Source organism: Kitasatospora sp. NPDC001119, from assembly GCF_053598475.1.
Genome location: NZ_JBSFKI010000012.1, coordinates 142,385 through 161,901 on the forward strand (window position 1 = coordinate 142,385; position 19,517 = coordinate 161,901).

Annotated in this window: 20 protein-coding genes; 10 read left to right on the plus strand and 10 right to left on the minus strand. The window is 74.8% G+C overall.

Annotated features, from left to right (window positions below; translation table 11 throughout):
• Positions 1-44: 44 nt before the first annotated feature.
• Entirely contained in the window at positions 45-1,112 is a 1,068-nt protein-coding gene (locus tag ACWDD9_RS17320; RefSeq protein WP_049656656.1) for a cobalamin-independent methionine synthase II family protein, read from the plus strand.
• Between the two features lie 114 nt (positions 1,113-1,226).
• Here the strand turns inward: ACWDD9_RS17320 and cobC are convergent, their stop codons facing one another.
• Positions 1,227-2,273, minus strand: coding sequence for an Rv2231c family pyridoxal phosphate-dependent protein CobC (gene cobC, locus ACWDD9_RS17325; RefSeq protein WP_449811955.1), 1,047 nt, complete (start codon positions 2,271-2,273; stop codon positions 1,227-1,229).
• Positions 2,274-2,342: 69 nt separating this feature from the next.
• Positions 2,343-2,810, minus strand: a complete 468-nt coding sequence (locus ACWDD9_RS17330; RefSeq protein WP_449811956.1) for a cobalamin biosynthesis protein — start codon at positions 2,808-2,810, stop codon at positions 2,343-2,345.
• A 284-nt stretch (positions 2,811-3,094) separates the two neighbouring features.
• Here ACWDD9_RS17330 and ACWDD9_RS17335 point away from each other — a divergent pair, with 284 nt between their 5' ends.
• From ACWDD9_RS17335 to ACWDD9_RS17350, 4 genes are all read left to right on the plus strand, one after another.
• A complete protein-coding gene (locus ACWDD9_RS17335; RefSeq protein WP_449811957.1) occupies positions 3,095-4,060 on the plus strand; it encodes an alkaline phosphatase family protein in 966 nt (321 codons plus the stop codon).
• A 5-nt stretch (positions 4,061-4,065) separates the two neighbouring features.
• Positions 4,066-5,460 (plus strand): MFS transporter, encoded by a 1,395-nt coding sequence (locus tag ACWDD9_RS17340; RefSeq protein ID WP_449811958.1) that lies wholly within the window; start codon positions 4,066-4,068, stop codon positions 5,458-5,460.
• Positions 5,457-6,488, plus strand: a complete 1,032-nt coding sequence (locus ACWDD9_RS17345) for a TolB family protein (protein WP_449811959.1) — start codon at positions 5,457-5,459, stop codon at positions 6,486-6,488. Before ACWDD9_RS17340 ends, ACWDD9_RS17345 begins: the two co-directional genes overlap by 4 nt.
• A gap of 122 nt (positions 6,489-6,610) precedes the next feature.
• On the plus strand, positions 6,611-7,414 hold the full coding sequence (locus ACWDD9_RS17350) for a hypothetical protein (protein WP_449811960.1): 804 nt from the start codon (positions 6,611-6,613) through the stop codon (positions 7,412-7,414).
• Positions 7,415-7,432: 18 nt separating this feature from the next.
• Here the strand turns inward: ACWDD9_RS17350 and ACWDD9_RS17355 are convergent, their stop codons facing one another.
• The 3 genes from ACWDD9_RS17355 to ACWDD9_RS17365 all read right to left on the minus strand — a co-directional run bounded on the left by ACWDD9_RS17355 (position 7,433) and on the right by ACWDD9_RS17365 (position 10,326).
• Positions 7,433-8,386 (minus strand): hypothetical protein, encoded by a 954-nt coding sequence (locus tag ACWDD9_RS17355; RefSeq protein ID WP_449811961.1) that lies wholly within the window; start codon positions 8,384-8,386, stop codon positions 7,433-7,435.
• Positions 8,387-8,413: 27 nt separating this feature from the next.
• Positions 8,414-9,217 carry a serine hydrolase gene (locus ACWDD9_RS17360; protein WP_449811962.1) on the minus strand — a complete coding sequence of 268 codons (804 nt, stop codon included), beginning with the start codon at positions 9,215-9,217 and terminating at the stop codon, positions 8,414-8,416.
• Positions 9,218-9,378: 161 nt separating this feature from the next.
• Entirely contained in the window at positions 9,379-10,326 is a 948-nt protein-coding gene (locus tag ACWDD9_RS17365; protein ID WP_117492054.1) for an EamA family transporter, read from the minus strand.
• Positions 10,327-10,488: 162 nt separating this feature from the next.
• Between ACWDD9_RS17365 and ACWDD9_RS17370 the strand changes: the two genes are divergently transcribed.
• Positions 10,489-10,998, plus strand: coding sequence for a MarR family winged helix-turn-helix transcriptional regulator (locus ACWDD9_RS17370; protein WP_375873277.1), 510 nt, complete (start codon positions 10,489-10,491; stop codon positions 10,996-10,998).
• 97 nt (positions 10,999-11,095) lie between these two features.
• A complete protein-coding gene (locus ACWDD9_RS17375; RefSeq protein ID WP_049655346.1) occupies positions 11,096-11,548 on the plus strand; it encodes a hypothetical protein in 453 nt (150 codons plus the stop codon).
• A gap of 48 nt (positions 11,549-11,596) precedes the next feature.
• Here the strand turns inward: ACWDD9_RS17375 and ACWDD9_RS17380 are convergent, their stop codons facing one another.
• Positions 11,597-12,268, minus strand: coding sequence for a class I SAM-dependent methyltransferase (locus ACWDD9_RS17380; RefSeq protein WP_449811989.1), 672 nt, complete (start codon positions 12,266-12,268; stop codon positions 11,597-11,599).
• Positions 12,269-12,350: 82 nt separating this feature from the next.
• Here ACWDD9_RS17380 and ACWDD9_RS17385 point away from each other — a divergent pair, with 82 nt between their 5' ends.
• A complete protein-coding gene (locus tag ACWDD9_RS17385; protein ID WP_449811964.1) occupies positions 12,351-12,812 on the plus strand; it encodes a prevent-host-death family protein in 462 nt (153 codons plus the stop codon).
• A gap of 272 nt (positions 12,813-13,084) precedes the next feature.
• On the opposite strand, the gene ACWDD9_RS17390 is transcribed toward ACWDD9_RS17385, so the two are convergent.
• Positions 13,085-14,266, minus strand: coding sequence for an FAD-dependent monooxygenase (locus ACWDD9_RS17390; protein ID WP_449811965.1), 1,182 nt, complete (start codon positions 14,264-14,266; stop codon positions 13,085-13,087).
• A gap of 141 nt (positions 14,267-14,407) precedes the next feature.
• Between ACWDD9_RS17390 and ACWDD9_RS17395 the strand changes: the two genes are divergently transcribed.
• Together ACWDD9_RS17395 and ACWDD9_RS17400 are read left to right on the plus strand one after the other, a co-directional pair.
• Positions 14,408-14,995, plus strand: coding sequence for a TetR/AcrR family transcriptional regulator (locus ACWDD9_RS17395; RefSeq protein ID WP_388045946.1), 588 nt, complete (start codon positions 14,408-14,410; stop codon positions 14,993-14,995).
• 88 nt (positions 14,996-15,083) lie between these two features.
• Positions 15,084-16,811 (plus strand): serine/threonine-protein kinase, encoded by a 1,728-nt coding sequence (locus ACWDD9_RS17400; RefSeq protein WP_449811966.1) that lies wholly within the window; start codon positions 15,084-15,086, stop codon positions 16,809-16,811.
• A gap of 43 nt (positions 16,812-16,854) precedes the next feature.
• On the opposite strand, the gene cpt is transcribed toward ACWDD9_RS17400, so the two are convergent.
• The 3 genes from cpt to cobO all read right to left on the minus strand — a co-directional run bounded on the left by cpt (position 16,855) and on the right by cobO (position 19,512).
• A complete protein-coding gene (gene cpt / locus ACWDD9_RS17405; protein ID WP_449811990.1) occupies positions 16,855-17,391 on the minus strand; it encodes a chloramphenicol phosphotransferase CPT in 537 nt (178 codons plus the stop codon).
• Positions 17,392-17,528: 137 nt separating this feature from the next.
• Complete coding sequence (locus ACWDD9_RS17410; protein WP_449811967.1) at positions 17,529-18,902, minus strand: cobyrinate a,c-diamide synthase; 1,374 nt, start codon at positions 18,900-18,902, stop codon at positions 17,529-17,531.
• A 4-nt stretch (positions 18,903-18,906) separates the two neighbouring features.
• The gene (gene cobO / locus ACWDD9_RS17415) at positions 18,907-19,512 is read right to left on the minus strand and encodes a cob(I)yrinic acid a,c-diamide adenosyltransferase (protein ID WP_049655361.1); all 606 of its coding nucleotides are present in this window, start codon (positions 19,510-19,512) and stop codon (positions 18,907-18,909) included.
• Positions 19,513-19,517: the final 5 nt, after the last annotated feature.

The following is a 19,517-nucleotide window of genomic DNA, read 5'->3' on the forward strand; positions in this document are numbered from 1 at the left end:
GCGCCCCGTTGTGCTCGGGGCGCCGCCCTTTCTACCGTCCCGTCATGACCATTCTCACGGAGCCCATCGGCAGCATCCCCCGGCCGAGCACTCTGCTGAACGCCCTGACCGAACACGCCGAGGGGCGGCTGTCCGACGCCGACCTGAAGAAGCTGCAGGACGAGGCCACCGCCGACACCCTGGCCAGGCTGGCGGAGCTCGGCTGCCCCGTCCTGGTGGACGGCGAGCAGGCGAAGCCGAGCTTCGTCACGTACCCCCTCGCCGGGCTGACCTCCCTCGCCGGGGACGGCGCCGTCATCCCCTTCGCCGACGGACACACCCGGCAGCTGCCGCGGCTGACCGCCGGACCCTTCCGGTACCGGGTCCGTGCCGAGACCTATCTGCGCGACGCCCTGCGGCACACCTCGCAGCCCGTCAAGCAGGCCGTCATCGCACCCTCCGCGCTCAGCCTGCTCTACCCCGCCGACGGCATCGACGGGTACTCGCGCGAGAACTTCCTGGAGGACCTGGCCGACGAGGCCGAGGCCGACATTCGCGGCTGCCTGGACGCGGGCGCCCACGTCGTCCAACTCGACTTCACCGAGGCCCGGTTGTCGCTCAAGCTGGACCCGTCGGGCAGTCTGCTGGACGACTTCGTGGCCCTCAACAACCAGGTGCTCGACCGGTTCGCCGAGGAGGAGCGGGCCCGCCTCGGCGTGCACACCTGCCCGGGCGGGGACCAGGACTCCACCCACAGCCTGGACGTCGACTACGCCGAGCTGCTGCCGAAGCTCTTCCGGCTCAGGGTCGGCAACTTCTACGTGCAGCTGGCGAGCGAGGCCGACCCCGACCGCGTGCTCGCCGTCATCGCGGATCAACTCCGCCCCGGAATCCGGGTGTTCGTCGGAGTGACCGACCCGATCGACCCCAGGGTGGAGACCCCGGAGGAGGTGCGGGACCGGGTGCTGGCCGCAGCCCGGCACATCCCGGTCGACCAGCTCGGCACGACCGACGACTGCGGATTCTCGCCGTTCGCAGACGACGCCTCCACCTCGCGGGACACCGCCTTCGCCAAGATCGCGGCCCGCGTGAAGGGCACCGCCCTGGCGGCGGAGGCGCTCGGGCTCCAGTAGCGCTCGCCGGGTCGGCCGGGGGTGTGCTGTCGTGCGTCCGCCCGGCCGTCTGCCCGTCCGTCCGCCCTGACGGGAGGGCGGCCGGCGGCCGGGGGTGGGCTGGTGTTGCGCCGGTCAGGCCGAACGGAGAACGGCCTCAAGGGCGTTGAGGAACCGGTCGGTGGTCGCCTCGTCCCGGACGGCGATCCGCAGCCACTCCTCGCCCAGCCCCGGGAAGGTGTCCCCGCGCCGGACGGCGAAGCCGTGCTCGCGCAGCCGCCGCCGGACCGCCGCCGCGTCGGGCAGCCGTACCAGGACGAAGGAGGCGGCCGGTTCGCCGTACAGCCGCACCGACGGGAAGGCGGCCAGGCCCTTCACCAAGTGCTCGCGCCAGAGCGCCAGTTCGGCCGCCGCCAGCTCCGCCTCGGCGAGCGCTGCCGGGCCGCTGCACGCCTCGGCGGCGGCCAGCGCCGGGGTGGAGACCGGCCAGAGCGGCTGGGCGGCGCCGAGGTCGGCGATCAGCGGTGCGGGCCCGAGCACGTAGCCGACCCGCAGTCCGGCCAGCCCCCAGGTCTTGGTGAGGCTGCGGAGCACGACGACCCGGCCGGGCAGGTCCCGGGTGGAGGCGAGGGACTCCCGCTCGCCCGGGACGGTGTCCATGAACGCCTCGTCCACCACCAGGGTGCGCCCCGGCCGGGCCAGTGCGGCGACGGCCTCGGCGGGGTGCAGCACGGAGGTCGGGTTGGTCGGGTTGCCGAGGACGACCAGGTCCGCCTCCTCGGGGACGGCGCCCAGCCGGAAGCCGTCGCCGGGGGAGAGCAGTACCCGGTGCACGTGGTGTCCGGCGTCCCGCAGGGCCGCCTCCGGCTCGGTGAACTGGGGGTGCACCACGACGATGTGACGTGGCGTCAGTACGCGCGCCAGCAGGACGAAGGCCTCCGCCGCCCCCGAGGTGAGCAGCACCTCCTCGACCGGGCGGGCGTGCCGGGCGGCCACGGCGGCGCGCGCGGCGCTCTGGTCGGGGTAGGCGGCGAGGTCGCCGAGGGTGGCCGCGAGGTGCTCACGCAGCCAGGTCGGGGGAGTGCCGGTGCGGACGTTGACGGCGAGGTCGACCAGGCCGAGCCCGTCGGCGCGCACCTCGGCGTCGCCGTGGTGGCGCAGGTCGGGTTCGGGGGCGGTCACGCGGGGTCTCCTCGCTGGGTGGTGCGGCTGGTTCGGGTGGTCGCGACTGGTGGTGGACGTGATGCGGTTCTACGGGCCGGGTGGTGCGGTGGGCCGCGGGTCGTCGCCGAGGTCGAGCGGTGCGAGCCGTCCGTGCGCCGCCGCCCGGGCGATCGCGAGCGTGGCCCGCGCCGACTTCCGCTTGGTGACCACGAGCCGGCCCCCCGGCGCGCTCGCCAGCGCCGCGGCCTCGGCCACGCTCGCGGTGCCGACGGCCGTACCGACGGCGGCGGAGGGGTTCGGCACCGGCACGCCCGCGAGCGCCTCGGGCGGGTGCTCGTCCACGGGTACGCCGGTGAGGTGGTCGGCCGCCCAGCGCACCGCCGGGTGGTCCGCCTTGCCCGCCACGGTGGCCAGCCGGGCCACCTCGGAACGGTCCAGCCCGGCCTCCCGGAGGGTGTCCGTCAGCAGCCGCAGCACCTCGGTCCGCTCGGCGCCGCTGCTCGCACCGATCCCGACCACCAGGGTGCGGGGGACGACGGCGACCAGTCCGCTCACGTGCCGCACCCTTTCGTCCCAAGCTCCGGTGATCCCACCACGCCCGGGCGGAACGGGTCAATCGCGGCGGGTGTGAGATCCGACGCCGGTGCCGTCGCCGCTCCCGACGCCCTTCCCGACGCCCTTCCCGGTGTCCTTCCCGATGCTCTTGCCGACGCCGCCGGTCCGCCGGGGCGCGGCAGCTGTTCGCCTGTTCTTCACTTGTCTTGTGCGGTACACGTCACCGCGGCACTCCTACTGTTCTCGGCGCTCCCGCCAGGAAGCCCCGACATCCGGAGGACCCCATGGCCTTCGCACGACTGCGCACCCCCGGCACCCCCTCTTCCGCCGTCGCCTCCCTCCCGCGCCCCGGCCGCCGCCGGCCGCGCCCGCTGCGTCCGCTCACCGCGCTGGCCGCCGGCCTCGGCCTGGTCGCCGGCTCGCTCGGCCTCTGGGCCGCCGGCGGCAGCGCGGCCGCCGACACCGCCGCGGGCGCCGCCGCCGGCCTGCCCGCGCCCGACCACGTGGTCGTCGTCGTCCTGGAGAACCACGCCTACTCCCAGGTGATCGGCAGCTCCAAGGCCCCGTACATCAACACCACCCTGGTGGTCGGCGGCGCGACGCTGACCCAGTCCTACGCGCTCACCCACCCCAGCCAGCCCAACTACTACATGCTGTTCTCCGGCAGCTCCCAGGGCATCGTGGACGACGGCTGCGTGGACGTCGGCGCCCTGCAGCAGCCCAACCTCGCGTCCGAGCTGATCGGCGCCGGCCAGACCTGGGCCAGCTACAACGAGGGCCTGCCCGGCCCCGGCGCCACCGACTGCAGCAGCGGCAACTACGCCCAGAAGCACAACCCGTGGTTCGGCTTCGGCAACGTGCCCACCTCCAGCGCGTACGGCATGGACGCCTTCCCGAGCGACTACAGCACCCTGCCGAAGGTCTCCTTCGTCGTCCCGGACCTCTGCGACGACATGCACGACTGCTCCGTCGGCACCGGCGACTCCTGGCTCCAGGCCAACCTCGACGGGTACGCGCAGTGGGCGAAGAGCCACAACAGCCTGCTCCTGCTCACCTTCGACGAGGACAACAAGCTGTCCGGCAACCGCATCCCGACCCTCGTCTACGGCGCCCACGTCGCCCCCGGCAGCAGCACCGCCACCACGTACAACCACTACGACGTGCTGCACACCCTGGAGGACCTGGCCGGGGTCAACGCCCACGCGGGCAACTCGGCCGGCGCCGCCGACATCACCGGAATCTGGAACTGACGCCCGTGTACGTCGCGGACTCCCGCAGCTCGAAGGCCCCCGCCGCCCCGACCGACGCCGACGCGGCCCCCCTCGGGGCGGCCCCCGCGCCGGCCACCGGTCGGGCGCGGCGGGGCGCCGTGCCGGGGGCGGTCCTCGCCCTCGGCACGGTCAGCCTGGTCACCGACATCTCCTCCGAGATGGTCACCGCCGTCCTCCCGCTCTACCTGCTCACCGGCCTCGGCCTCTCCCCGCTCGGCTTCGGCCTGCTCGACGGCATCCAGAACGGCTTCAGCGCGCTGGTCCGGCTGGTCGGCGGCCACCTCTCGGACCGCCGCGGCCGCGACGGCGCCGCCCGCCACAAGGCCGTCGCGGCCGTCGGGTACGGGCTGTCCGCGCTGTGCCGGCCGCTGCTGCTGTTCGTCCACACCGTGCCGCTGATCGGCGCCGTGATCGCCGTCGACCGCACCGGCAAGGGCCTGCGCACCGCGCCCCGGGACGCGATGATCTCGCTCGCCACCGAACCCGCCCACCGCGGCCGGGCGTTCGGGGTGCACCGGGCGATGGACACGGCCGGGGCCCTGCTCGGCCCGCTCACCGCCTTCCTGGTGCTGCGGCTGGCCGGCGGCCCGCTGCTCGCCGACGGCGGCGAACGGCACGGCTACGACGCGGTGTTCACGGTCAGCTCGTGCGTCGCGGCGCTCGGCGTGCTGATCCTGCTGCTGTTCGTGCCGAACCGGCAGCAGGGCGACGACGCCTCGGCGCCCGCCCCCTCGCTGCGCGCTAGCCTCACCCTGCTGCGGCTGCCGGGGCTGCGCCGGCTGACGCTCTGCGCCGTCCTGCTCGGCCTCACCACCGTCAGCGACTCCTTCCTCTACCTGCTGGTCCAGCGCCGACTGGACCTGCCCGTCGACCTGTTCCCGCTGCTGCCGCTGGGCACCGCCGCGGCCTTCCTGCTGCTCGCCGTCCCGCTCGGCGCGCTCGCCGACCGGATCGGCCGCCACCGGCTCTTCCTCGCCGGGCACGGGGTGCTGCTGCTCGCGTACGGGCTGCTGCTCTCGCCGCTGCGGGGGCTGCCGGCGGTGCTCTGCGTGCTGGCGCTGCACGGCGCCTTCTACGCGGCCACCGACGGCGTGCTCGCCGCGGCGGCCGCCGACGCCGTACCCGCCGAGCAGCGCGGCGCCGGGCTCGCCCTGGTCGGCACCGGGCAGGCGCTGGCCCGGTTCGCCTGCTCGCTGCTGTTCGGCGCGCTGTGGGGTGCGGTCGGCGGCTCGGCGGCGCTGGGCTGGTCGGCGGGGGCGCTGGCGCTGTGCGTGCTCGGCGCGGCGGCGGTGCTGCGCCGGTCCGAACCCTCCGCCGCGGCGGTGCCGCACCCGTCCGAACCCGTCGTCGTGAAGCCCCCGGAGGAGAAGAGCCGATGAACCTGCGGAACCGGACCAGGGTGATCATCCTGCTGGTCGCCGTCGTGCTGCTCGGCGCGGTCGGCACCGGGGCCGTCCTCTACGCCGCCGACCGCACCGCCCGCCGGGACCAGGCCCAGCCCGGCGGGCCGTCCGTCGCGTCCGGCCCGGTGTCACTACAGGTGCAGTCCGGCGGACGACGGCTGTTGTTCCGCAACATGGCCTGGGGCCCGCACCGGGACGAGATCACCACCGTCGCCGCCGACCACCCGGACGGCCCGCGCACCGCCTCGGGCGTCCAGTGCCTGCGCTTCCACGCCGCCGCCGGCACCGGCATCTGCCTCCAGGCCCAGCACGGCGCGCTGGAGGACACCTACCGCGCCGTCGTCCTGGACGACCACCTGCGCGAACTCCGCTCGTTCCCGGCGGCCGGCATCCCCACCCGCTCCCGGGTCTCGCCGTCCGGGCACCTCGCCGCCTGGACGGTCTTCGTCAGCGGCGACTCGTACGCGGGCAGCGACTTCTCCACCCGCACCTCGATCGTGGACGTCCGGGACTGGAACCTGCGGGAGAACCTGGAGGACTTCGCGGTCGTCCTGGACGGCCGCCCGTACCAGGCGCACGACATCAACATCTGGGGCGTCACCTTCGCCGACGACACCACCTTCTACGCCACCCTCGCCAGCGCCGGGCAGACCCACCTCGTCCGCGGCGACCTCACCGCCCGCACCCTCACCGCCCTGCACGACAACGTCGAGTGCCCCTCGCTCTCCCCGGACGGCACCCGCGTCGCGTACAAGAAGCGCGTCCCCGGCCTGCCCGCCGACGCCCCGTGGCGGCTGTACGTGCTCGACCTCGCCACCATGACCGAGACCGCCACCGCCGAGCAGCGCAACATCGACGACCAGGCGCTCTGGTCCGGCGCCGGCACCCTGGTCTACGCCCTGCCCGGCGACTACGGCGCCGACCTGTGGACCGTCCCGGCGGACGGTTCGGGCCGCGCGGAGCCGGTCACCAAGGCCGCGGTCGCCCCCGCCTACCTGGGCTGAGGAACTCTCGGCTACCGTCCCACGTCGAGCAGAGTGTGACGTCCCGATCAGGCACCTCGAACAAATGTCCTGATCAGACGTCCTGATCGAGCGTTCTGACCGAACGGGGGAGCAAGACAACCGTGGACGGCATCCCACCCGAGCGCACGGTGACCGACTCGTGGCCAGCCCTGCACGGCCGCCCGGTCCTGCGGCGCACCGTCGCCGTCGGGCTGGTGCTGTGCGTGTCCGTCGCCGCCGCCCTCGTGGTGCGCGGCGTCAACGCGCTCACCGCCGGCGGCACCGGCCGCGAGACCGACCGCGACCGCGCCGAACGCCTGGCCGGGCTCCACCCCTCCCAGCACCCCGGCGTCGGCCGCTTCTACGTCCCCGTCGGCGCCGTCTACACCCACACCTCCGACGGCGCCCCGGTCGCCTACCTGCACTACCGCCTCGGCGGCGGCCGGGCCCCCGGCCTCGGCGACTTCCTCAGCGCCTACGACCTCCCCGCGCCCGGCCCGGTCGCCCCATTGCCCGCCGACCTGCTCGCCGCCCTCGGCGGCGACGAGCCGGCCGAGGCCCCGGAACTCCCCGACTCCCCGCCGCCGCCCGCCGCCGCCCCCACCCCCTCGGCCACCCCCACCCCCGCCGAGAGCCCGTCCCCGGAGGCCACCCCCGCCCCGGAGTCCGACGACCCCCTCGCCGAGCCCGCCGACCCCGCCGACCCGGCCCCCGTGGTCGCCCCCGCCCCGGACCCCGTCCCGGACGAGCCCGCCGCCCCGGACGAGCCCACCCCCGACGACCCCACCCCGAGCCCCACCTGGACCCCCACCCCCAGCCCCACCGCCCTCCCCACCCACACCCCCACCGCCCGCCGCATCTACGTCGCCACCATCTCCGGCGGCCTCCCCGGCGCCGCCGACATCTACATCCGCGCCACCGGCTGACCCCCGCCGGGCGCCGGGTCAGGCCACGTGTCGGTCGATGGTGAAGGCCATGACGCTGCCGGGTTGGAGCGGGAACGGGAGCTGGATCAGCCCGGCGGTGTTGTTGAACGGCGCGGGGAAGGTGGCCCGGACGCTCGCACCGTGGGCGGCCCCGAGCGCGCTGATCTCCGACGCGTTCACGCTCAGGCGGGTCGGCCGGAGCGCGGGATCAACGGTGAGCCGGTACTCGGCATCGGTGACATGGCGGAACACCTGGGCCTGGACGCGAATCCGTCGGTCGTTTCCCACGAACTTGCGTGCCGTGACGCTCAGCTCCACCAGGTGGCCCGCGGTGGCCTGAACCTCGCGCGGTACCGGGAAGTGTTCGACCCTGGCGCGTCCGCCGACGACGTCCTCGTGCGTGGCGGGCGCGCGTTCCAGTTCGCGGTTGTCCACCCGGACCGCGCCGACCGTGAAGACTTCCGGGTCGTCCGGATCCAGGTTGTCGTCGATCATCCACCGGAGCAGGCACTCGGGCCCGGTGAAGCCGTCCAGTCCGGCGTCGTCGTTGGAGGCGAGGCAGGCGATCGTCACCGTTCCGGGCAGGGCCTCGATCCGGTAGGAGATCCGGAAGCTCTGGTAGAGGTAGTCCGGATGGGCGTCGCCGTTTGGTGCGGGCGAGAGCAGGCAGTCGTAGCGGTAGGCGGACAGCGCTCCGGCGAACAGCGGGTCGCGCACCGGACCGAGGACGTCCTGCATGCCGCGAAGCACGGCGCTGTCCACCTGTTCCGTGGTCTCCCGTACGGTGAGGGAGCCGATCGCGAGGGTGACGGCCGCCGCCGACACGAAGGCGCCGCCGATGAGGCTGAGGACGGTGGCGAGGACCTGCTGGTGGGTCATCAGTGCCGCGGTCACCACGCAGACCAGCCCCACCGTCAATGCGAGGGTGTTGATCAGCGCGAGGATCTTGCGCAGTTGTCGTTCACGAGGCAAGGCCACGCGCCACCCCCGTGGGCCGCGTCAGAGCGCCGACCCCTCTGTGATGATCCGGACGATGCGTTCGGAGACCTCCCCGATCTCCTGTGCCGTACGAATGTTGTCCGCCTGCCCCTCGGTCAGAAAGACCATGGCGACGCGGTGTGCGGGATGCAGGACGATGCCCGCGTCGTTCACGATGCCGCGCAGGCTTCCGGTCTTGTGCCGGACCGGGACGTCGTCGTCCAGGCGGGACGGAATCCGGTCGTTGCGCAGGTAGTTGACCAGGTAGCGGCGGACCGGCTCGAGGTGGGGCGTCCGGTCGATGTACTCGACCAGCCTCAGCATGTCCTCGGCGGTCGTGGTGTTGGCCCGGCCGAGCGGACCGAGTTCCCGCTCGGAGAACCCGGCAGGGAAGGTCGTGCTGTGCAGTCCGACGGCCTTGATCGTGGCGTCGATCCGCTCCTGGCCCAGGACGGCGCGTACGTGCTCGGCTGCCGGATTGTCGCTGGTCACCAGGGCGAACCCGCACAACTCCCGTACGGTGACGGTCGAATCGGGGTCGAGGGCCTGCAGCACACTCGGGTACATCGTGCCCGGGAGGGCCCCGATCCGGACGCGCTCATCGGGGTCGAGCTCGCCGCGTTCGGCCGAGTCGAAGAGGGCCACCCCGAGGATCATCTTGGTCAGGCTCGCCGCAGGAAGCACCAGGTCCGCCCGGTGGGCGACGGTGAGCCGGGGGCCGTCGAGCGTCTTCACCAGGACGCTGCGCACGCCTGTGCCGCCGGCCGTCGTGAACGCTTCGATCTGTGCGGCGATCGCGGAGTGCAATCCGTCGGAATCGACCATCGGGCAGTCCCCTTCCTCCCGCTCTGGTCGAGTCGGGCCAACGGCTCCCTACCCGCACGGGAGCGCCGTACGCCCCGGTCCGGAGACCGGGCGGGGCCGAGAGGCCGGGAACGGCCGAACGCCCGCGGGCGGGTAGCCGGCGGGCGTTCGGGAGGGGTTGGTCAGCGGGCGGCGGTGGCCGGTTCGGGGCGGGGGGTGGGGGGCTCGGCCGCGGCTGTGGAGGGGGTGGTGGTCGGGGCCGGGGTTGGGGTGCGGCGGGTGGGGGCCTGGCCGACGAGCATGGCGGCGAGGGCGAGGAGGAGGCCGAGGACCTGCCAGGGGGTGAGGGTCTGGCCGAGGACGAGGAGGCCGCCGAGGGTGGCGACGACCGGGTTGATCAGGCCGAGGAAGGAGGCCGGGCCGGCGCCGAGGTGCTCGATGCCGCGGAACCAGAGGGAGTAGGCGAGCGCGGTGCCGAACAGGCCGAGGTAGGCGAAGCCGGCCAGGTTGGCGGCGCTCAGGGCGGGCGGTGCGCCCTCGACCAGGGCGGCGAGCGGGACGAGGAAGACCGAGCCGGCCAGGAGCTGCCAGCCGGTGAGGTCGAGCAGGGTGGCGCCCTCGGGGCGGCCCCAGCGGCGGGTGAGGACGGTGCCCATGGCCATCAGCGAGATCCCGGCGACCATCGAGGCGATGCCGACGCCGTCCAGCCGGGCGCCGCTCTTGAGCACCAGCAGGGCCACTCCGCCGACCCCGACCAGTCCGGCGATCACCGCCCGCCGTCCGGGTCGCACCCGCAGCACGCCGATCGAGAACCCGGCGACGAGCAGCGGCTGGATCGCCCCGATGGTGGCGGCGACGCCGCCGGGCAGGCGGTAGGCGCCGACGAACATCAGCGGGAAGAACAGCCCGATGTTGAGCATCCCGAGCACGGCCGCGCGCCCCCACCAGCGCCCCTTGGGAAGTCGGCGGCCGATCAGCAGCAGGAGCAGTCCGGCCGGGAGCGCACGGAGTGCGGCGAGCAGCAGCGGGCGGCCGTCGGGCAGCAGCTGGGTGGTGACGAGGTAGGTGGTGCCCCACGCGGCCGGGGCGAGTGCGGCGGTGGCGGCGATCCCCGCGCGCTTGCGGTCCATGACGGCCATGACGTCCCCCTGAACGTTGATTATCTGAACGTTGAGATAATTTCTACGCCGGGGATCCGCGAACGTCAAGTATGTGAATGTTAAGATATCTACGTCGGGTGGGCAGCGGACACCGGACGGCTACGGACAGACGGCTCCGGAAGGGCGGCGGGCATGCAGCAGCGCGACACCGTGGACGACATCGTCGAGCAGTGGGCCCGGGCCCGCCCCGAGCTGGACGCCGGGCCGATGGCTCTGATCGGCCGGCTGCGACGGCTCAACGTCCGGGTCGACAACGCCCTGCGCGAGTACTTCACCGCCTGCGGCCTGGACTCCTCCGAGTTCGACGTGCTGGCCACCCTGCGCCGCTCCGGCGAGCCGTACGAGCTCAACGCCCGCGCGCTGCTCAAGTCCGCGATGGTCACCTCCGGGGCCATCACCAACCGGGTCGACCGGCTGTCCGCCAAGGGACTGGTCGAGCGCAACCCCTGCCCGACCGACCGCCGGGCCGTCCTGGTCCGCCTCACCCCGGCCGGCAAGGAACTGATCGACGGGGCCCTGGCCGGTCACGTCCGCAACGAGGAGCGCATCCTCTCGGCCCTCGACGCGGACGAGCGCAACCGGCTCGACGCCCTGCTGCGCAAGCTCCTCATCGCGCACGGGGACACCGAGCCGCTCCTCTGAGCCGGGCCGGTGCCTCCAGGGGCGGGCGCGGGCGGCGTGTCCAGCGGTGTCCCGGCGGCGTTATCCCCTGCGGAAGCCCACCGGAGGAGAGGCCCCGATGAAAGAGAAGACCCCCAGGGACATCGCCGTCGGCGACCAGCTGCGGGCCGCCGGCACCGAGGGTGCCCAGTGGCTGACCGCCTCCGGGTGGGGGCCGCCGGTCAAGGTGCCTCTGCAGGAGGCGGCGAAGTGGCAGCAGGAGACCCGCGCCCGGATGCTGGCGTCGCAGCGGGACGAGTCCTGCACCTGGTGCGACCACCTGCTGTACGGCGGGCCGCAGCCCGTCGTCGTGCACGCGGAACACCCGACCCACCTGATCTGCCGCGCCTGCTCGATCGCCGCCCGCCCCCGCCGGGTCTGCCTGGACTGCGGGGAACCCGCCGCCTCCACGTCCCCGGCCGACGGGCGCGAGGACGTCTTCATGGGCGCGGTGGCGATCTACACCCGGCTGCGCTGCGCCGCCTGTCACCACTCCGACCCGCTCACCGGTACCTTCGGCCAGCCCGTCTGACCGGGCCGTCTGGCCGGGAGGTCCGATCGGGCTGCCCGACCGGGCCGCTCAACGGCGTGCGACCAGCGCGTACCGCTCGTCGTTCACCGGGCCGCCCCACAGCTCGGCCTCCCCGGCGAGCGGCTCGACCCGCAGCTCGGAGACCAACGGCCGTACGGCCGCCGCGAGTTCCTCCGCCCCGACCCCGCCGCCCCACGGCAGCGGCCCCGCCCCGGCCGGGTACGGCGAAACGGTGGCCTGCCCGGTCTCCCGCCAGCGGCCCTCGACCAGGACCAGCCGGCCGCCCGGCCGCAGCAGCCGCACCCAGGCGCGCAGCGCCCGCTCGGGCTCGGGGAGCGTCCAGACCAGGTGCCGCGACAGCAGGACGTCGAAGCTCTCGTCCCCGAGCGGCGGCGCGCCCGCGTCACCCACCAGGAACCGCGCCGTCAGGCCCGCCGCGACCAGCTTCGCCCTGGCCCGCCCGACCATCCGCGGCGCCAGGTCCACGCCCGTCACCCGGTGCCCGTCCGCCGCGAGCAGCAGCGACAGCGAGCCGGTGCCGCACCCGACGTCCAGCACGTCCGCCGCCCCGCCCGGCACCCACCCCCGCACCCGCCGAAGCCACGCCGCCCGCACAGGCTCCGCCCGCAACCCGTGGTCGGGCTCCTCGTCGAAGGCCGCGGCGGCCGCGTCCCAGTACTCGGCAATGGCGCGGCGGCCGGAGTCATCCATGGCGCGCATCATCGCAACCGCCACCGACACGGGCCGCCCGACGGCCTCGTCGCGATGGACTTCGGAACGTACTCCGAACTACCGTCGGACCATGCCGACCCTCACCGTGTCGTTCTCCGAGCTGTCGAAGAACTCCAAGCGTGTCGCGGACACCGTGGAGCGGGCCCAGCGCGTGCGCGTCACGCGGCGGGACGGCGAGGACCTCTACCTCACCACCGAGCGCCACGACCGCCAGCGCGAGCAGACCGCGGACGTCACCGCGCGCCTGCTCGCCGCGCTGATCGGCAGCGATGAGGGTGCGCGGGCCGTGCTGCTGGCCTTTCCCGCGGTCTTCCCCTGGGTCAGGCACCTGTCGGCCGAGGAGATCCGGGAGTTCGTCGTCGACCTCGTCGACGTGACGCGTGACGTCGTCGAGCTGGACGTGCACGCCGGCCTGCACCGGGTGATAGCCGAGTGGCGCGCCACCGCCAGGGTCCTCGCGGATCCGGAACTGGCGGCCGAGCTCACCGGCCCCCTCCCCGGCGACGACCACGGCGAGGTGGTCGAGTCGTGAGCCCCAAGCGCGGCGACGACGTCCCGCCGTCTCGGCGCGGGACCCCGATCGGCAGCACCGGCTCCGGGGGCGCCTGGCGACCCGGGTCTTCGGCGGGGTCGAGCTGCCGCAATGGGAGTACGAGGTGACGGCGGGCGGCCGGGTGCGGTACCTGGTGGACGAGGCGGCCCGCACCGTCCACTTCGTCTACGCCTCGCCCCGGCACCCCAAGGACACCGACACGTAGCCGGCCTTGGCTCCGGCGGCTGAGGGTCTCCTCGCCCCGGTCCGCCTCATCCCGCTCGGCCCAGGGTCGGCGGCTGCCAGTTGAAGGTCGCGGCCGAGCGGTTCAGCAGGGTGCGGGCGGGAAGGAGGCCGGTGAGGGTGAGGGCGGTGTCGCGCAGGAGGGTGGCGGCGGGGGAGCGGAGGGCGACGAGGTCGCCGATGCGGCGGGAGGCGGCGACGACGGCGGTGGTGCGGGGGAGCCGGGCGGCGGTGTAGGCGGGCAGGGCGGCGGCCGGGTCGGCGGCGGGGGTGAGCAGGGAGGCGAGGACGACGGCGTCCTCGATGGCCTGGCAGGCGCCCTGGCCCTGGAAGGGGCACATCGCGTGGGCGGCGTCGCCGAGGAGGGCGACCCGGCCGCGGTGGTGGGCGGGCAGCGGGTCGGCGAGGTCCCAGACGTCGTGGCGCAGGACGCGTTCGGGCTCGGCCAGGGCGAACAGCTGCGGTACGGGGGCGCACCAGTCGCCGAACCGGCGCAGGAGTTCGGCCCGCTCGTCCCCGTCGGCGGCCCGCTCGCCGGCCGGGGCGAGGGCGGCACCGTAGACGTAGACCCGGCCGTCGGCGAGCGGGACGACTCCGGCGAGTCGGCCGCGGCCCCACACCTCGCCGACGGCGGCCGGGCGGCGGTCGGGGGTGACGACGGCGCGCCAGGTGGTGAAGCCGCTGTAGCGGGGGCCGGGGTGGCGGGGGAAGAGCAGGGCCCGGGTCGCGGAGCGGATGCCGTCGGCGGCGACGACCAGGTCGGCGGTCTCCTCCCCGTCGGCGGTGCGCAGGACGGCGGGCTCGGTGGCGCTGCCGGGGGTGACGAGGGTGGCGGGCGAGCCGGTGCGGACGGTGTCCTCCGGGAGCGCGTCGACCAGGGCGGCGATGACGTCGGCGCGGGCGACGGCGGCGATGGTGTCGCCGAAGCGGGCCTCGAAGGCCGTGGTGTCGAGGCGGGCGAGCCAGCGGCCGGAGGGGTGGCGCAGCCCGACGGCGGGGTGCGGGGCGGCGAGGGCGCGCAGGCGCGCGCCGACGCCGAGCCGGTCGAGGGAGCGCAGGGCGTTGGGGGCGAGGGCGAGCCCGGCGCCGACGGGTTCGAGGGATTCGGCGCGTTCGTGGACGCGTACGGGGATGCCCTGCCGGTGGAGGGCGAGGGCGGCGGTGAGGCCGCCGATGCCGCCGCCGATGACGATCGCCTGGTGCAGGCCCATGAGGGGGCTCCTCTTCTCGCGCGACCCGGCCACTACAGGTGTAGTGTCCGATGTCCGGCACGCTACTACATGTGTAGTGAGCCGTAAACTACGGCTGTAGTGAGTTGGGGGAGCCCGAGTGGAAAGGCCATGATCGGACCCATGACACCCCCGCGCCCGACCCTGATCGCCGACGCCGCCATCGACCTGATCGCCGACGCCGGCCTGCGCGGGCTCACCCACCGCGCCGTGGACGACGCGTCCGGCCTGCCCGCCGGCTCGACCTCCAACCTCGCCCGGACCAGGGCCGCCCTGCTGGAGCTCGTGCTCACCCGGATCGTCGAGCGGGAGACCGCCGACTTCCCGGTCCTCGCCGAGGGCGAACTGCCGCAGGCCGCCGTCCCGCCGCGCGAACTTCTGGCCGAGGTCGGCGCCGAGGTGCTCTTCCGGGCTCTCACGGAGGGCCGCCGGCTCACCCTGGCCCGCCTGGAACTCGCCCTGGAGGCCACCCGCAGGCCCGAACTGCGCACCCTCTACGACCGCCTGGGCGCGCGCTTCGCCCAGCGTGCCGCCGAGCTGCTCGCCGCCTCCGGCTCGGGCGACCCCACGGGGGACGCCCGCCGGTTGATCCGCTGGTGCGACGGCGTGCTGTTCAACGCCACGGCCGGCAGCGGGCACTGGCACGTGCCGATGCCGGAGGAACTGCGCGAGGAGATCGACCGCTACCTCGCCGTGCTGCTCGACCGGTAGGAGCCGGTAGGACCGGTGGGACCCGGCAGGGCCGGGGCCCGGGGGTGCCCGCCTATACTCCCTCTGCCCGATCAGGCAGGGGGAAGAAATGCTGAACACGCTCGACGTCGCGGTACTGGTGGTGGTCGGGGTGGCGCTGCTGGTGCGGCTGGCGACGCTGCCGGTGCTGGTTCGTGCCCAAGCGGCAACGCGCCGCCGGGCGTTGGCGGCCGCCGGTGCGGACCCGGCCGGAGGTGCGCGGGGCGGCACCGGCGCGACGATCGGCGAACTGACGGTGGGTCTGCTGACCGCGGTGGGAGTGCTGGCCGTCCTGCGCGCCTGGAGCAGCGTCCTCTTCGAGGGGCTGGGGCGGTCGTTCGACGTCTACAACGCGCGGTACCTCACGATCGTCTCGCACCTGCCCCTCCACTCGGCGCGGACCTGGTACATCACCTCCTTCGTCGTCTGCCTGCTGCTCTGGCTGCTGCTCTGGTGCCTGACCCAGCGCAACCTGTGGACCGTCGGCATGCCGCCTCGGCTGTGGCGGGCCGGCCGGACCCGGGCCCGGGTAGCCGGCCTGCTCGCCCTCCGCGCGGTGCTCGCCGTGTTCCTCCTGCCGGTCGGGCTGATCGTCGCCGCGCTGGTGTTCCAGGCCGTCGCGATGGCGGCGAGCCGCCGGGCCAGGCCGGTCGGCGCGGAGGCGGTGCGCACCGAAGAGGCCCGAGTGGCCCAGGCGGCCCAGGCCGCCCAAGCGGTCCAGGCGTTCCCGGCGTCGCCGAACCCGTACGTGCCCACCGCGCCGGCGCGGGCGCCGTACGTCCCGCCGCAGACGCCGTACGCCCCGCCTCAGGCCCCGTACGTCCCCACGCAGTTCGCGCAGCCCGCCCCTCCGGTGCCGGCTGCCCCGGCCGCCCCGCCGGTGCTGCCGAGGCCGCCCGTCGGCAGCCCCCTCGGCGCTCACGAGCCCCGCACGATCGGCGGCTACCAGCTCCTCGGCCGGATCGGCTCCGGCGGCATGGGCACGGTCTACCTCGCCCAGCGCCAGGGCTCCGCCACCCAGGTCGCGCTCAAGACCATCAACCTCGAACTCCTCGACGACGCCGACCTGTTGCGCCGCTTCCAGCGCGAGTCCGAGGTGCTGGCGATGGTCCCCGGCGCCTACACCGCCCGGGTGCTCGACACCGGTGTGGACTCCGGACGCCCGTACCTGGCCATGGAGTTGCTGGACGGCCGCCCGTTGGACGCCCACCTGCGCGAGCAGGGGCCGATCCGCTCCGCCGAGGCGCTGCGGGCCCTCGCGCTGGCGCTGGCCGTGGCGCTGTCCGGGGTGCACCGGCTGGGGCTCGTCCACCGGGACCTCAAGCCCGCCAACATCATGCTGACCACGGCCGGTCCGCGCCTGCTGGACTTCGGCATCGCGGCGATCGTGGACGGCACCCGGCTGACCGCCACCGGCGGCGGGCCGGGCACCCTGACGTACATGGCGCCGGAGCAGTTCGGCGAGGAGCGGGTCGGTACGGCGGCCGACGTGTGGGCCTGGGCGTGCTGCGTGGTGTGCGCGGCGCACGGCGCCAGCCCGTTCGCGGCGACCAACACGGGAGCGGTGATCCGCCGGATCGTGGAGACCGGGCCCGAACCCGCGGCGCTGGCGGCGGTCCAAACCCTCGATCCGGCGCTCGCCGCCGTCGTCACCCGCGCGCTGGCCATGGCCCCCGAACAGCGCCCGGCGGACGGCACGGCCCTGCTGGCGGCGCTGGCGGCGGCCCAGCCGACGGCGCCGGACCCGGCGGCCGTCCACGACCAGATCACCCGGGGCTGGCAGACCCTCGCGCTGTAGCGGCGGCGACGGGTCCGGCGGCGGCATCAGGTACGGTGCGGCCTCAGCCGTCGGAGGTTACCCGCCCGGCGACGAGCCGGGCGCAGTCGTCCACCGAGGCCTGCGAGGTGTCGACGACCAGGTCGTACGTGACGCCCTCGTGCACCAGCGAGGCCTGCGCGGCGGCCATCCCGGCCGCCCGGTCGCCGCGGGCGGCCTCCCGCTTCGCGGCCACCGCCGGATCGCAGCGCACCCCGACCCAGAGCACGTCCAGGCCCTCCAGCGCCGACCGCCACCGGGCCTGCGAAGCGGCGCCGCCGAGGAACACCTCGTCCACCACGATCCGGGCCCCGGCCCGGGCCATCGCCGCGACCCCGAGCGTCCAGGCGGCGTCCAGGGTGGCGAAGACCGGGCCGACCTCGACCGTCCCGTCCCCGTCCTCCAGCCCGCCGATGCCCTCGCCGCCGGTGCGCAGCGACGGCGGCAGCGCCTCGACCATGGTGTCCGCGCCGAGGTGCAGCCAGGGGTCCGGCAGCAGCTCCTGCAGGCGCAGGGCGATGCTCGACTTGCCGGAGCTGGACCCGCCGTTGAGAACGATCACATGCATGCGCGGAGCCTACGGCCGCACACCCCGCGTCGTCGCGGCGTTATCCCGGGGGCGCCACAGGGGTGCGGCCATGGACCGCACGGCCCCGACCGCCCCCCATCAACGCTGCCCCCCACCGCCGAAGCCCCGGACTACGCCGCCCCCGCCGCGAAGGCCGCCGCCGCGGCGGTGAAGGAGGCGGCCACCGCCGGTGCGCCCGCCCAGTGCAGGTGCAGGTAGGAGGCGTGCACGTTGCCGCTCGCGAAGCCCTCGGTGCGGGGGCCGGTCGGCAGGCGCCAGCCCCAGGCGGGGAGTTCGCCCGCGCCGGGCTCGCAGACCGTGCGGTGGAACTCGTGGCCGCGCAGCCTGGTGCCGGCCGGGGCCAGCGGGGAGTCGTGCAGGGCGACCGCCTCCCGGTAGCCGAGGGTGAGGCGTTCGGTCATCCGGGCGTCGGCGGGCAGCACGCCGCACATCGGCAGGCTGTCCAACTCCCGTCCCAGGTAGAGCAGTCCGGCGCACTCGGCGGCGACCGGCCCGCCCGCGGCGGCGAACGCGGAGATGGCGGCGCGCAGCGGGGCGTTGCCGCTCAGCTCGCGGACGTACAGCTCGGGGAAGCCGCCGCCGATGACCAGGCCGGCCGTTCCGGCGGGCAGCGAGGAGGCGTGCAGCGGGTCGAACGGGACCACCTCCGCGCCCGCCGCGCCGAGCAGTTCGGCGTTCTCGGCGTACGAGAAGGAGAAGGCCGCGCCGCCCGCCACCGCGATCCGGGGCCGGCCGGCCACCGGGGTGACCTCGGCCGACGGGTCCCAGGGTTCGGCGTCCAACTCCGGTGCCGTCCGGGCGAGTTCGAGCAGAGCGTCCAAGTCGACCGAGGAGGCGACCAGTTCACCCATGTCGGCGACCGCCCGGAGGGCCTCCGCCGAGCGTTCCACCGCCGGGATCAGCCCGAGGTGGCGGGAGGGTGTGGCGACCGCCGTCGAGCGGCGCAGCGCGCCCAGCACCGGCACGCCGGAGCCCTCCTCCAGGGCCTCGCGCAGCAGGTGCTCGTGCCGGTCGGAGGCGACCCGGTTGAGGATCACCCCGGCCAGCCGCACCTGCGGGTCCCAGGAGGCGAAGCCGTGCACCAGCGCGGCCACCGAGCGGGACTGCGAGGAGCCGTCCACGACCAGTACCACCGGCGCCCGCAGCAGCTTGGCGACGTGCGCCGTGGAGGCCAGTTCGCCGCGCCCGGAGGCCCCGTCGAACAGGCCCATGACCCCCTCGACGACGGCGACGTCCGCCCCCGCCGCGCCGTGCAGGAACAGCGGCGCGATCCGCTCCGGCCCGCACATGAAGGCGTCCAGGTTGCGGCCCGGGCGCCCGGCGGCGAGCGCGTGGTAGCCCGGGTCGATGTAGTCGGGGCCGACCTTGTGCGGCGACACCGCCAGCCCGCGCGCGGCGAGCGCCGCGATCAGGCCGGTGGCGACGGTGGTCTTGCCGGCGCCCGAGGAGGGCGCGGCGACGACGAGGCGGGGGATGTTGCTCAACGGTCTACCACTCGATACCGCGCTGGCCCTTGCGGCCGGCGTCCATGGGGTGCTTGACCTTGGTCATCTCGGTGACCAGGTCGGCGAAGCCGGTCAGCGCCTCGGGCGCGTACCGGCCGGTGATGACGACGTGCTGGCTGCCCGGGCGGTCCTTGAGCACGGCGACCACCTCGTCCGGGTCGACCCACCCCCAGTGCATCGGGTAGGTGAACTCGTCGAGCACGTAGAAGCGGTAGGTCTCGGCCGCGAGGTCGCGCTTGACCTGCTCCCAGCCCTCCTTGGCCGCCTCCTCGCTGGACATCTCCTGCTCGGCGGAGCGCTGGATCCAGGACCAGCCGGAGCCCATCTTGTGCCAGTCGACGGTGCCGCCCTCGCCGGAGGCGCCGAGCACGCGCAGCGCGTTCTCCTCGCCGACCTTCCACTTGGCGGACTTCACGAACTGGAACACCCCGACCGGCCAGCCCTGGTTCCAGGCCCGCAGCGCCATGCCGAACGCGGCCGTGGACTTGCCCTTGCCGGGGCCGGTGTGCACGGCGGTGATCGGCAGCGTGCGGCGCTGACGGGTCGTCAGACCGTCGTCGGGGACGCTCTCGGGGACTCCCTTGGGCATGTCGG

Coding starts and splice junctions, on each gene's coding strand:
- ACWDD9_RS17320 (WP_049656656.1), top strand. CDS start 45: ATGACCATTCTCACGGAGCCCATCGGCAGCATCCCCCGGCCGAGCACT.
- ACWDD9_RS17335 (WP_449811957.1), top strand. CDS start 3,095: ATGGCCTTCGCACGACTGCGCACCCCCGGCACCCCCTCTTCCGCCGTC.
- ACWDD9_RS17345 (WP_449811959.1), top strand. CDS start 5,457: ATGAACCTGCGGAACCGGACCAGGGTGATCATCCTGCTGGTCGCCGTC.
- ACWDD9_RS17360 (WP_449811962.1), bottom strand. CDS start 9,217: ATGGTCGATTCCGACGGATTGCACTCCGCGATCGCCGCACAGATCGAA.
- ACWDD9_RS17365 (WP_117492054.1), bottom strand. CDS start 10,326: ATGGACCGCAAGCGCGCGGGGATCGCCGCCACCGCCGCACTCGCCCCG.
- ACWDD9_RS17370 (WP_375873277.1), top strand. CDS start 10,489: ATGCAGCAGCGCGACACCGTGGACGACATCGTCGAGCAGTGGGCCCGG.
- ACWDD9_RS17375 (WP_049655346.1), top strand. CDS start 11,096: ATGAAAGAGAAGACCCCCAGGGACATCGCCGTCGGCGACCAGCTGCGG.
- ACWDD9_RS17380 (WP_449811989.1), bottom strand. CDS start 12,268: ATGCGCGCCATGGATGACTCCGGCCGCCGCGCCATTGCCGAGTACTGG.
- ACWDD9_RS17385 (WP_449811964.1), top strand. CDS start 12,351: ATGCCGACCCTCACCGTGTCGTTCTCCGAGCTGTCGAAGAACTCCAAG.
- ACWDD9_RS17390 (WP_449811965.1), bottom strand. CDS start 14,266: ATGGGCCTGCACCAGGCGATCGTCATCGGCGGCGGCATCGGCGGCCTC.
- ACWDD9_RS17395 (WP_388045946.1), top strand. CDS start 14,408: ATGACACCCCCGCGCCCGACCCTGATCGCCGACGCCGCCATCGACCTG.
- ACWDD9_RS17400 (WP_449811966.1), top strand. CDS start 15,084: ATGCTGAACACGCTCGACGTCGCGGTACTGGTGGTGGTCGGGGTGGCG.
- cobO (WP_049655361.1), bottom strand. CDS start 19,512: ATGCCCAAGGGAGTCCCCGAGAGCGTCCCCGACGACGGTCTGACGACC.